This window comes from Phytoactinopolyspora endophytica, from assembly GCF_004138495.1.
Classification (GTDB): Bacteria; Actinomycetota; Actinomycetes; order Jiangellales; family Jiangellaceae; genus Phytoactinopolyspora; species Phytoactinopolyspora endophytica.
In genome coordinates, this window is sequence record NZ_ML142851.1 from 33,316 (window position 1) to 42,863 (window position 9,548).

11 protein-coding genes are annotated in these 9,548 nt (G+C 66.2%); all 11 read left to right on the forward strand.

The features are described from left to right. On the forward strand, window positions 1-1,064 hold a 1,064-nt coding region (purD, locus tag ELR45_RS06055; protein WP_240759196.1), incomplete at its 5' end, for a phosphoribosylamine--glycine ligase. A 156-nt stretch (window positions 1,065-1,220) separates the two neighbouring features. Further along, the gene (folP, locus tag ELR45_RS06060) at window positions 1,221-2,021 is read left to right on the forward strand and encodes a dihydropteroate synthase (RefSeq protein ID WP_129665022.1); all 801 of its coding nucleotides are present in this window, start codon (window positions 1,221-1,223) and stop codon (window positions 2,019-2,021) included. 88 nt (window positions 2,022-2,109) lie between these two features. After that, the gene (gene folB, locus ELR45_RS06065) at window positions 2,110-2,472 is read left to right on the forward strand and encodes a dihydroneopterin aldolase (protein WP_129664347.1); all 363 of its coding nucleotides are present in this window, start codon (window positions 2,110-2,112) and stop codon (window positions 2,470-2,472) included. Further along, entirely contained in the window at window positions 2,469-3,035 is a 567-nt protein-coding gene (folK, locus tag ELR45_RS06070; RefSeq protein WP_129664349.1) for a 2-amino-4-hydroxy-6-hydroxymethyldihydropteridine diphosphokinase, read from the forward strand. Before folB ends, folK begins: the two co-directional genes overlap by 4 nt. 47 nt (window positions 3,036-3,082) lie before the next feature. Then, a complete protein-coding gene (locus ELR45_RS06075; protein WP_165367522.1) occupies window positions 3,083-3,562 on the forward strand; it encodes a DUF3180 domain-containing protein in 480 nt (159 codons plus the stop codon). A 319-nt stretch (window positions 3,563-3,881) separates the two neighbouring features. Next, complete coding sequence (locus ELR45_RS06080) at window positions 3,882-4,829, forward strand: CAP domain-containing protein (RefSeq protein WP_129664353.1); 948 nt, start codon at window positions 3,882-3,884, stop codon at window positions 4,827-4,829. 60 nt (window positions 4,830-4,889) lie between these two features. After that, the gene (locus ELR45_RS06085; RefSeq protein ID WP_129664355.1) at window positions 4,890-5,483 is read left to right on the forward strand and encodes a TetR/AcrR family transcriptional regulator; all 594 of its coding nucleotides are present in this window, start codon (window positions 4,890-4,892) and stop codon (window positions 5,481-5,483) included. 106 nt (window positions 5,484-5,589) lie between these two features. Further along, window positions 5,590-6,822 carry a DUF2786 domain-containing protein gene (locus tag ELR45_RS40435; RefSeq protein ID WP_165367523.1) on the forward strand — a complete coding sequence of 411 codons (1,233 nt, stop codon included), beginning with the start codon at window positions 5,590-5,592 and terminating at the stop codon, window positions 6,820-6,822. 121 nt (window positions 6,823-6,943) lie between these two features. After that, window positions 6,944-7,408 (forward strand): redox-sensitive transcriptional activator SoxR, encoded by a 465-nt coding sequence (gene soxR / locus ELR45_RS40440; RefSeq protein WP_240759199.1) that lies wholly within the window; start codon window positions 6,944-6,946, stop codon window positions 7,406-7,408. A gap of 107 nt (window positions 7,409-7,515) precedes the next feature. Next, window positions 7,516-8,520: an ATP-binding cassette domain-containing protein gene (locus ELR45_RS06100; protein ID WP_129664359.1), complete on the forward strand. Its 1,005-nt coding sequence runs from the start codon at window positions 7,516-7,518 to the stop codon at window positions 8,518-8,520. Next, window positions 8,520-9,374 (forward strand): ABC transporter permease, encoded by an 855-nt coding sequence (locus ELR45_RS06105; RefSeq protein WP_129664361.1) that lies wholly within the window; start codon window positions 8,520-8,522, stop codon window positions 9,372-9,374. The genes ELR45_RS06100 and ELR45_RS06105 overlap by 1 nt, the downstream gene beginning before the upstream one ends. Window positions 9,375-9,548 lie beyond the last annotated feature (174 nt).

A 9,548-nucleotide genomic window follows, 5' to 3' on the forward strand; every position in this document is an offset into this window, starting at 1 on the left:
AAGGGCCACTGGTCGAGGGCGCGGCCGATGCCGTCCGGGCACGCGGCATCGCGTGCTTCGGGCCGTCCGCACAGGCCGCTCGCCTCGAGGGTTCAAAGGCATTCGCCAAAGAGGTCATGGCAGCCGCCAATGTCCCCACCGCGATGGCGGTCGTCTGCGACACGCCGGAACAAGTCGCTGACGCCCTGGACCGCTTCGGCGCCCCGTACGTCGTCAAGGACGACGGGCTCGCTGCGGGCAAGGGTGTGGTGGTGACCCGCGACCGCGACGCGGCTCTCGCCCACGCTCAGGCGTGCGGCACCGTCGTCATCGAGGAGTTCCTCGACGGTCCCGAGGTCTCGCTCTTCTGCGTCACCGACGGCGAGACCGTCATTCCGTTCCCGCCCGCTCAGGATTTCAAACGCGCCTACGACGGCGACGCCGGGCCGAACACCGGCGGCATGGGTGCCTACTCGCCGTTGCCGTGGACGCCGGAGACCTTCGTCGACGATGTGCTCGACCGCGTCGTGCGCCCGACCGTCGCCGAGATGTACCGTCGCGGCACTCCGTTCGTCGGTGCCCTGTACACCGGCCTGGCGATCAGCTCACGCGGCATACGCGTGGTCGAGTTCAACGCCCGGTTCGGCGATCCGGATATTCAGCCGGTGTTCGCCCGGCTCCGTTCCGGTCTCGGTGGATTGCTGCTCGCGGCTGCCACCGGCACGCTCGCCGAGCATCCCGGCCCACGCTGGGACGACCGCGCGGCGGTCAGCGTCGTGGTCGCGGCCGAGGGCTACCCCGAAGCGCCACGCAAGGGGGACCTCGTCGTCGGTCTGGATGATGCCGCGGCGTTGCCGGACGTCGAGATCTTGCATGCCGGGACCCGGGTCGACTCCGCGGGAGCCGTCGTGTCCAGCGGCGGACGAGTACTCTCCGTCACAGGCCTGGGCGACGATCTTGAAGAGGCCAGGTCGCACGCCTACGAAGGCGTCGGGAAGATCCAGCTGTCCGGCAGCCATCACCGTTCCGACATCGGCCTAGCCGCCGCGCAAGGAGAGGTCCAACTGCCTGCGTCGTCGAGCTGAGTCTCACGAACAGCCGGCGGTCACACACGCCTGGTACCCCCGCGCGCCCACACGGTGCCCGGGCTGACCCCGTAGCCTGTTGCGGTGAACACGCAGCGACGAGGAGAGCCGGCCGCATACGCCGCCGGACTTCCACAACCTCAACGATGCTTGATCATGGGCGTCGTCAACGTCACGCCGGACTCGTTCTCCGACGGCGGTCTGTGGTTCGACCCGAAGCTCGCAGTGGACCACGGTTTCAGGCTGGCCGCGGAGGGCGCTGACATCGTCGATGTGGGCGGTGAGTCCACCCGTCCCGGAGCCAAGCGGCCGCCGATCGAGGAGGAACTGCGCAGGGTGGTGCCCGTCATCCGCGAGCTCGCCGCGGCCGGCCTCACAGTGTCCGTGGACACGATGCGCGCCGAGGTGGCCGAGCAGGCGCTGAAGGCCGGCGCGCACCTGGTCAACGATGTCTCCGGTGGTCTCGCCGACCCGGACATCCTGCGGGTCGTCGCAGACGCGGGCGTTCCCGTCGTCCTGATGCACTGGCGCGGCCACGCCGACCACATGCAGCAGCACACCACGTACACAGACGTCGTGACCGAGCTGATGCAGGAGCTCCGGCCGCGCGTGGATGCCGCTCTCGCCGCCGGCGTCGACACGGACAGGATCGTGATCGACCCGGGACTCGGCTTCGCCAAGACATGGGACCACAACTGGACCATCCTCAACCGTTTGCGCGAGATCGTCGACGCCGGTTACCCGGTCCTGGTCGCAGCGTCGCGCAAGACGTTCCTCGGCGAACTCCTGGCGGATCCCACCACGGGTGAGCGACGGCCGCCGGCGCAGCGCGACGCCGCCACCGCCGCGCTGACGATAACCAGCGCCCTCGACGGAGCCTGGTGCATCCGGGTCCACGAGGTACCCGCCAACATCGATGCCGTCCGGGTGGCCGCTCGGTTGGGAGCGGAGACGTGAAGAGCGAGCGGCTCCGAGGAGCTCTGAGTGGCCGATCCCACGCCCCCTGGGGCAGCGCACCGAACCCGTCTACGGCTAGGGTCGTCTCGTGCCTGACCGGATCGAGTTGCGCGGTATCACCGCGCAGGGACGCCATGGCTGGTTCCCTCACGAGCAAGAACAGGGCCAGCCTTTCCTGGTCGACGTCGCATTGGCCGTCGATACACGTCCGGCGGCAGCAAGTGACGAATTGTCCGATACCGTCGACTACGGCACCCTTGCCGAACGTGTGGTCGACATCGTCGAGGGGGATCCGGTCAAGCTGGTCGAGACTCTCGCCCAGCGGATCGCTGACATCTGCCTGGACGACATCCGGGTGGAAGAAGTCGAAGTGACCGTGCACAAGCCGCAGGCACCTACGACGGTGCCGGTCGGTGACGTGACCGTGACTATTCGAAGGGCCCGCAAGTGAGCAATGTTCCCAACCCCAACGTGGTCGACGCCGACACCCTGACGGGCGACCTCCGTCCGCTGCGACGGGCGGCGTACGCCCTTGGCAGCAATCTGGGTGACCGCCTCGACTTTCTGCAAGGCGCGGTCGACGCGCTCACCGACTCCCCGGAGATCGTCGCGGTGGCAGTCTCACCCGTGTACGAGACCGAGCCGGTAGGAGGTCCGGCGGACCAGCCGAAATTCCTCAATGCGGTCCTCGTCGTGGATACGACGCTGTCGCCACGGTCGATGCTGGAGCGGGCGATGGCCACTGAGATCGCATACGGACGCACCAGAGAGGAAGCCAACAGCTCCCGGACCCTCGACGTCGATGTTCTGGCGGTGGGCGACGTCACCGCAGACGACGACGACCTCAAAGTCCCGCATCCACGCCTGGCCGAACGTGCGTTCGTCCTCATGCCCTGGGCGGACGTCGATCCTGATTTCAACGTGCCTGGGCTTGGCAGCGTCGTCGAGCTGAGCTCCGCCGTCGACGCCACCGGCGTACGACGCACCGACGACATGCTCGAGCTGCCTTCCTGACCGGCCGTGGCAGGGCAATGCTCTGCCACGTAGGCTCGATCCCCACGATGCAGAAGACGAAGATCGCAACGCTGGTGTGGGTCGGGCTGGTCGCCGCGCCGATCGGCTGGTCGATCAGTCGGCTCATCCAGGACTACTCGCACGAGTTGCCTCCCGTCCCCGTCTTGTTTCCGGTACTCGTAGCGCTGCTGGCTGCCGTGCTGTTCGTCGGTGCGTACGAGGTCAGAGGCTGGGTACGAGAACGCCGGCACGACCGCCACCTCGGGCCGCTCCGAGTGGCTCGGCTGCTCGCCCTGGCCAAGGCGGTCGAGCTGTTCGGTGCGGCCGTCGCGGGTGCCTACGTAGGTCTCGCCATCTTGGCCATGGATCATTTCTCCGTTCCGATGGGGCGTGACCGGTTCCTGATGGCCGGTACGGTCGTCGGCGCCTCAGCGCTGGCCACAGTGGCTGCCGTGGTGCTGGAGCGGGCATGCGTTGTACCCGCGGACGACGACGAGCCCCGCATCGAAGGCAACAGCGAGGACTGACACGCGGTCGAAATCGAGATGCCCGTCTGCCCTCGACGGCCGAACGCCGGGCCGCCGGGAGGCAGACCTGAGCGACTCCTTCAGACGCATGGTGGACATGTCCGCTTACGAGTCGATATAGCGCGTTCAAGCGATCGACAATAGGACAGTCGGCCCATATTCTTCCCAGCTCCGCAGGTGTAACGTCCGGTGCTTGGAGCGACATCCGGGGAAGGGTAGGGGAAAACCGGTGGAGAACGAACAGCCTCGCCACCGCAAGTCTTCGCTGATCGCTGCACGTATTCGATTCACCGCGGCGGTCGTCGTACCGCTCACTGTGATGACGAGCACGTACGTAGCGCTACGCGAGTATGAGCCGGCAGCCGAGGATGGCCAAGCGCAGAGTGGCCCTGCGAAGCACTCCAACGCCGCGCTCGTGTCCGACGACGATGAACTCGGGGGGCCAAGTGAGACCAGCACGCAGCCTCCGTCGTCGGACAACCTGACGACGAGACCGACGAACGACGATCCGACGGCCGAGGAGGGGCCTTCCGGCGGGGCCTCCGCCGACGACGACTCGACCGGTGATTCGCCGCCCGACCCGCGGTCGACGAACGAGGGACGAGGAAGGGCCCGGGAAGGGGTGACGCCATCGGAGCCCAGCCCTGATCCCGAGGAGACGCGCTCGACGCGGAAGTCGTCTGGGCCCACGCATGAGCCGGACGATCCCCGGCCGCCCAGCGAACCAGACCCACCGGCTGACCCACCGACGGCGACGGCCACACCGGAGCCGAGCAGCACCTCGACGGTGCCGCCGAGGCCGACCGCGACACCTGAGCCGACCGCGACGCCGGAGCCGGACCCGACGCTCAGCCCAAGCGACCCGCCACGGCGGTTGCCTCCCGATCTCACCCGCGCCGAGCAAGCCGTGCTCGACGCGACGAACGAGGTTCGACGGGAGATCGGCTGTCCCGTTCTCCGCGTCGACCCCGAACTGACCGATGCGGCTCGCGCACACAGTGCCCGTATGCGTAGCGACCGCTTCTACTCGCACGTCGGTCCCGATGGTCAGGGACCTCAGGATCGCGCACGGGCCGCGGGCTATGAGGCGGATGTAGACGAGAACATCGCCCGGGGCACCCGCCGGGGCAGGGCCGTCGTCGATCGGTGGATGCGCGATCCCGACGCACGCAGGACCATCTCCGATTGCGAGAGCAGAAGCGTCGGTATCGGTGGCGAGACAGGCTTGTTCACCAGCTGGTGGACTCAGGTACTCGGGCAGCGGTGACGTGGCCTGTTCCCGTCGGCGACCAATGCCGATGTTGCGTCCTCTGTATCATCACATCCGATGAAAGCCGAGCGAGGTCGAAGAGAACGCAAGAAGATCGAGGCGATGCGTCACATTCAGCGTGTGGCACTCGACTTGTTCGACGCGGACGGCTATGCCAACGTCACCATCGAGCGGATCGCCGCCGAGGCCGAGGTCTCGCCGAGTTCGGTGTACCGCTACTTCGGCACGAAAGAGCGAATCGTCGTCCATGACGAGTACGACCCTCATTTCATCGAGGCCTTCGACCAGGCGATCGCCGCCCATGACCCGGTCGCCGCCCTCAAGGAGACCCTCTCAGTGGTCTTTCGTCAGGTTCTGCGCGAGGACGAAGAGCTGATTCGGCGGCGGATGCGCTACACCATGGGTGAGCCATCCGTGCGCAGTCAGATGCTCCGCGACGCGGAGGAGATCGAGATACAGCTCGGGGAGATCATCGCCCGCCGTACCGGCCGGCCCGCGGACGATTTGGACGTCCGGGTGGTGACGGCGGCGATCACCCGCGCATTCATGGCGGCATTGACGTACTGGCATGAGTCGGGTTACCGGGAGTCTCTGGACGAGATTCTCGACCGCACGCTCACGATCGTCGGGCGCGGATTGACACTCGACTAAGGTGATTTTCCACAGCTTGGCGCCCGCCACGAGCGTGCGCGCCAAGTTATCCACACTACGGGTCTGCGGCTGCTCCGGCCGGCCGAGAATGGTCAAGATAGCCCGCATGAATGACTTCAGCACAGATGTCGACAGCGCGAGCGTCGCGGTCGAGACGGCCGTCTCGCACTACCTCCGCCGCCGGCACTCAGACGTGAACGACCTCACCCATGAACTCATCGCCGGGCCACTCGGGACCCGAGCGGTGGACGCCGCCGTCATGCGGGTTATCCGAGAGCATCTGGGCCAGCTGTGGGATCAGGGCTGGCTTCCGATGGACGTCTACCAGATGGTGCGCCGCAAGCGCCCCAAATCGGCGCATTCCCTGGTAGTCGATGCGATCGCCGGCTATGCCGCGGCGTATGCGGCCTCGACCATTCATCCTCGCTGGCACGAGCAGCTCGCCGAGCTCGAAGCCGAACCATGGTGGGATCAGAGCCGGCCACACGCCAGCCAATGGGAGCAGCGGCACGGCCTCAGCCGCAGCAGCGCACTCCTGACGGTGATCGAACTCATCGCCCTCTTCAAGACCATGGGTCCGCTTCCCGTGATCGTCCCGCCGCCGGGCGGATTGACAGGCCCGGAGACGCACAACCTCGGCTCGCCGGTGGATGAGCGCATCCTCGGCAAGATCCGGGCGTTGCTGGCCAAAGCCGAGTCGACGCCGTTCAGCGAGGAAGCCGAGGCACTGTCAGCCAAGGCACAGGAGCTGATGACCCGGCATTCCATCAAGCGAGCCATGGCCGGCGCCGGTGGCTCACATGAGCCGGCTGCCTCCGCCCGCCGGATCTGGCTCGACTCGCCCTACGTCACCGCCAAATCCTTCCTCGTCAGCAGCGTCGCCTCGGCTAACCGATGCCGATCGGTCATCTATGACGGACTCGGCTTCGTGACCGTGCTGGGGGACGATGTGGACCTCGAACATGTCGAGTTGCTCATCACGTCGCTCATGGTGCAAGCCACCCGGGCGATGCTCTCGTCCGGGCCACAGGTCGCATCAGGCGGGAAGTCCCGCACTCGTTCGTTCCGGCATTCCTTCCTCATCGCATACGCAACGCGTATCGGTGAGCGGCTACGCGAGATCAACAGGGCGAGCATGGAATCCGCCGGCGCGGAGCTCGTCCCCATCTTCGCCCGGCGACGAGAGGCTGTGGACAGACTTTTCGCTTCGCTGTTCCCACATCGGTTGGCCAGCCGTTCGGTCTCGGTGGGCAACGCTGCCGGGTACGGTGCGGGCCGTGCCGCAGCCGACCAAGCGGTGCTCCGCGCGGGTCGACGCGAGGTTTCGCCCCGGCACTGACAACGGCTTCTCCCGATCCGCCACGTCCGCCCGCGCTCAGGGTCCGAGCGGACACGCACGGGTACGCTGGAAACCTCGACCACTGTTGAGGTCAATCTGGAAGGCACACGTGGACGACATCGTGGATGTACCGACTTGGGACAAGAAGGAGCTGACCGTCGGGGAGCTGTCGGCACGCAGCGGTGCGGCAGTCTCCGCACTCCACTTCTACGAGCGCAAAGGTCTCATCTCGTCACGGCGCACCACTGGAAACCAGCGCCGCTACGCGCGGGCCACACTCCGCCGGGTGGCGCTGATCCGGATCGCACAGCGGGTGGGCATACCTTTGGCGCAGATCAAGGAAGCACTCGACGAGCTCCCAGACGGCCGCACACCCACGAAGAAGGACTGGGAAAAGCTCTCCCGAGCATGGCGCAAAGAGCTTGACGAGCGCATCCAGGCGCTGCAGCAGATCCGGGACGACTTCACCGACTGCATCGGATGCGGGTGCCTGTCCCTGAACCGGTGCAGCCTGGCCAACACGCACGACGAGCTCGGTGGCCACGGATCCGGCCCGCGGCGCTTGGTCGAGGTCGAGGCTTCCTGAGGGCTCGCGTTGTGGCACGTCACCGGCGACGGGTCACGCCGCGATGAGTTCTCCTTACGCGTTCGGTCTATCAACGTAGTGAGTTGCCAGCGGCGAGACCCGCCGGGATGCTGATAGAGGAGGACACGGTGCCTGAACCGAACTCTGACCTCGCGGTCGAGACGTCAGATCTCGTCAAACACTTCGGCGATACTCGTGCCGTCGACGGAGTCGATCTCAAAGTGCCCAGCGGCACCGTCTTCGGCATACTCGGGCCGAACGGCGCCGGCAAGACCACCGTGGTCCGGATGCTTGCGACGTTGCTGATCCCGGATGCGGGACACGCACGTGTGCTGGGTCATGACGTCGTGCGAGAAGCAGACGCCGTGCGAAGCCGAGTCAGTCTGACCGGCCAATTCGCCTCCGTGGACGAAGATCTCACCGGGCTGGAGAACCTGATCCTGCTCGCCCGGCTACTCGGCATCTCCAAAACCCGGTCCCGGGAACGGGCAGCCGAGCTGCTCGACGCGTTCGGGCTCGAGGATGCCGCGGATCGCCAAGTGAAGAAGTACTCGGGAGGTATGCGTCGCCGCATCGACATCGCCGCGAGCATCTTGGCGACACCCGACGTGCTCTTCCTGGACGAGCCGACGACCGGGCTGGACCCGCGTAGCCGGAACCAGGTGTGGGATATCGTCCGTGTACTGGTGGCCGGCGGGACCACAGTGCTCCTCACCACGCAATACCTCGACGAGGCGGATCAGCTCGCCAACCGGATCGCCGTCGTCGACCATGGAAAGGTGATCGCCGAAGGCACCAGCGGCGAGCTGAAGGCCTCGGTAGGTTCCGGGGCCGTACACGTACGGCTCCGTGACGCCGGCCAGCGGCCCGAGGCTGAACGCGTGCTCACCGAACGGCTGGGTACCGAGGTATACCTCGAACATGACCCTGTCGCGCTGACGGCTCGCTCCGCCGACGCCGGACGGGTGTCCGGCGCCATCTCCGAGTTGACCGCATCCGGCATCGCGGTCGCCGAGTTCTCCCTCGGCCAGCCGAGCCTGGATGAAGTGTTCCTCGCCCTGACTGGGCATCCGGCAGAAGAGAACGACGAAGAGACCGAGGAAGCGGCATAATGTCCACCCATTCGGCTTCGACCCATGTTCACAATGGAACGCCCGCCGTCGACGAGAAGCTGCTCGCAGCGCTGTCCACTCGCGAGCGACCGACTCGCCCGAATCCAGTGCAGGTCTCGCTGACCTTCGGCTGGCGTGCGCTGCTGAAGATCAAACATGTTCCCGAGCAGCTGTTCGACGTGACCATGTTTCCCATCATGTTCACGCTCATGTTCACGTACCTGTTCGGCGGCGCACTGGCCGGATCGCCGCGTGAGTACATACAGGACCTGCTACCCGGAATCCTTGTGCTCACGGTGGCGATGATCACCATGTACACCGGCCTGGGGATCAACAAGGACATCAACAAGGGTGTCTTCGACCGGTTCCGGTCGTTGCCGATCTGGCGGCCGGCCGTTCTCGTCGGTGCGCTCTTCGGCGACGTACTGCGCTACACCCTCGCGTCCATCATCGTGATCGGTCTGGGCCTGCTGCTGGGCTTCCGGCCCGACGGGGGAGCGCTGGGTGTAGTGGCGGCGGTCGCGTTGCTGTTGGTCTTCGCCTTCAGCCTGTCGTGGGTCTGGACAGCGCTCGGATTTCTCATGCGTACTGAGGAGTCGCTGATGGCGGTGAGCATGATGATCCTTTTCCCGCTCACGTTCATCAGTAATGTCTTCGTCGACCCGTCCACCATGCCCGGCTGGCTTCAGGCATTCGTCGACGTGAATCCGATCACTCATCTGTCGTCGGCGTCACGCGGGTTGATGCACGGTGACGTCGACACATCCCAGATCGGTTGGGTGCTGCTGGCGTGCGTGGTCTTCGTCGCGGTCTTCGGGCCACTCACCATGCGGCTGTTCAGAAAGAAGGAGTAGCGGGTCGCGACGCACCGAACGAGCGAAACCCCACCACAACCGGGGCTCCGAGCTCGCGCACACGCCACACCCGGCTCGCCCGAGCAACCACCGACCAACGCGGACCGGGGGTGTAGGGGGTTCGTCCCCCACACAGATATGACGAGACGGACTGTGCTTGCGGTAACGCAAGCA